We start from the raw sequence: 2260 nt of genomic DNA, 5'->3' as shown, positions 1-2260 counted from the left end.
TCACCCTTCTGGCGTTCGACCATCGGGTTCGACCGCCTCTTAAATCTGGTGAACGATACGGTAGACAACGGCGACACTTACCCGCCGTATGATATCGAGCGCACCAGCGAGGACCAGTACCGGATTTCGCTGGCGCTGGTCGGCTTCACCCCGGACGACGTGGCGATCACCGCAGAGCGCTCGATGCTCACGGTCGAAGGCCGCAAGACCGACGAGGATGAACGCGACTACCTGTATCGTGGAATCTCCGTCCGGCCCTTCCGGCGCGTATTCAACCTGGCCGACTACGTCCAGGTCAAGGACGCGACGTTCGAAGACGGCCTGCTCAGGATTGCCCTGACTCGGGAAATGCCGGAGGCGCTGAAGCCGCGTCAAATCGCGATCGACGTTGCCGGCAACGACCACCAGAGGAGCGATCGGAGGCAGGCGGCCTGACACTGGCTGCTGCCCATCGAACCGCTGCGCGGCTAGGTCCGCGCTGCGGACTGCTGGCCCATTGACGACCAAACCCAAGAAAGGAGGACCACAATGGCACTACGCGAACTCATTCCGTGGAACAACGGCTCCCGCAATCTGCCTGCGCGACGCACCGAGGTAGACAACCCGTTTCTCTCGCTGCATCGCGAGATGAATCGGCTGTTCGACGACGTGTTTCGCGGCGTCGATATCGGCCAGTTCGCCCCGCCGGCGACAATGGGGTGGCCGAGCGTCGAGTTCAACGAGACCGACAAGGAAGTGAAAGTTATCGCCGAGCTTCCCGGCATCGAACAGAAAGACGTCGAGGTCGAACTTGCCGACGGCGTGCTGACGATCAGCGGCGAGAAGAAGAGCGAAACGAAAGACAAGGAGCGTCGCTTCAGCGAGCGCTACTACGGACGTTTCGAGCGGCGCATTCCCGTCGACGACGTCGACCAGGATAAAGTCGCCGCGTCCTTCAAGGACGGGATCCTCACCGTCACGCTGCCGAAGTCGCCTACGGAACAGCGGAAGGTGAAAAGGATCGCAATCAACGGAAAGTAAGACGAAGCGGACGGGAGCCCAGCTCCCGCCCGCCCGGCTCGAAGGAGGCGTTCATGAACGTCACGCCTTTATCGGCACATTCGGACTTTACGGCGCGCCGGCCCGTCCCGGAGCCGGTGGTGACGAAGTCGGTATTTCCGGCGGATGCGCAGGCCGTGATCTACAAGCCTACCCCCTCGCCGATGACTTCGGGACGTGCGCGCGCCCAGCGCTGGACGCTGCGTTTCGAGCGCCGCTCGGCCCCGTACATCGAACCCCTGATGGGTTGGACCGGCGACGACGATCCCCTCTCGCAGGTCGAACTTTCGTTCCCGTCCGCCGAAGCCGCCATCGCATATGCGCGCCGCCAAGGTCTGCAATACTCAGTGGAGGGCTTGCCGGCGCAGGGGGCGAAGCCGCGCCTGATTTCGGACAATCCCGACGTTGAGGGCCCAGCCGCCAGCCAGCAGCGCCGCCGGCGGCTGGAATGGATTGAGCGGACCCTTGGGCGGGAGGTGATCCGCCACGGGTTCGGGCCTGGGGCTGAACCTGCCGAGAGCTACGCGGATCCGCACCAGGTGCTGCTGGACAGCAATCTGTCGCCAACGCGAAAGCGCGACATCCTGCGGCGCTGGGCTCTTCATGCCTCTCAGATTGAGACGGAGCACTCGAAAGGCAACTTGCTGGCGACGCCTTCCCATCTCCAGGAGGTGATCGACGCGCTACTCGATCTCGAGGAGCCGCAGATTACGGAAGCATCCTTCGAGCATGTCGACAGAAAGGCAAGCTGACTTCGAGCGCAGGTGGTCGGCCCGCTCACGGCGGGGCGCCTAACTTGGCAAAGGCCTATCGCACTCAAGCGGACGTGTTGAAGGCTAAGCGAAAGCAGGAAAAGAAGCGACGACGACCCAGGCATCTGAAATTGGCCTTTGATCTTCAAGCCGCAGGATCGGCAACAATGGCGCGCTTTCTGATTACTCTCGGCATTGTAAGTCTAATGGCCGGCCTGCTGTGGCCTTATCTCAGCCGGATCGGTCTGGGTCGGTTGCCCGGCGACGTCGTGATCGAACGGGAGAGTATGACGTTCTATTTCCCTTTGATGACATGTTTGCTTTTGAGCGCAGTGCTCAGCCTGGTCTATTGGGTCCTGAACCGCTGAAGAGCGCAGCCCAAGCGGAGCTTGGTCTGGCCATGCGTGCACCTCGCCGGTGCTTCTGGCACCGCGCCTCAGTTTGCCTTCATCTGAAATTGGCGATCGAAT

General features: G+C 61.9%; 4 protein-coding genes. All 4 read left to right on the top strand.

What is annotated here, in order from left to right; translation table 11 throughout:
- The coding region (gene hspE / locus WN73_RS11940; RefSeq protein WP_271552912.1) for a small heat shock protein HspE at positions 1-435 on the top strand (435 nt) is incomplete at its 5' end.
- 93 nt (positions 436-528) lie between these two features.
- A complete protein-coding gene (locus WN73_RS11935; protein WP_011087977.1) occupies positions 529-1020 on the top strand; it encodes an Hsp20/alpha crystallin family protein in 492 nt (163 codons plus the stop codon).
- Between the two features lie 53 nt (positions 1021-1073).
- Positions 1074-1790 carry an ETC complex I subunit gene (locus tag WN73_RS11930; protein ID WP_011087978.1) on the top strand — a complete coding sequence of 239 codons (717 nt, stop codon included), beginning with the start codon at positions 1074-1076 and terminating at the stop codon, positions 1788-1790.
- Between the two features lie 44 nt (positions 1791-1834).
- Entirely contained in the window at positions 1835-2158 is a 324-nt protein-coding gene (locus tag WN73_RS11925; protein WP_231166505.1) for a DUF2905 domain-containing protein, read from the top strand.
- The last annotated feature ends 102 nt before the right edge of the window (positions 2159-2260 follow it).

This window comes from Bradyrhizobium sp. CCBAU 45394 (genome assembly GCF_028128655.1).
GTDB lineage: Bacteria > Pseudomonadota > Alphaproteobacteria > Rhizobiales > Xanthobacteraceae > Bradyrhizobium > Bradyrhizobium diazoefficiens.
This window is presented reverse-complemented; position numbering and strand designations above follow the sequence as displayed.

Coding starts and splice junctions, on each gene's coding strand:
- WN73_RS11930 (WP_011087978.1), top strand. CDS start 1,074: ATGAACGTCACGCCTTTATCGGCACATTCGGACTTTACGGCGCGCCGG.
- WN73_RS11935 (WP_011087977.1), top strand. CDS start 529: ATGGCACTACGCGAACTCATTCCGTGGAACAACGGCTCCCGCAATCTG.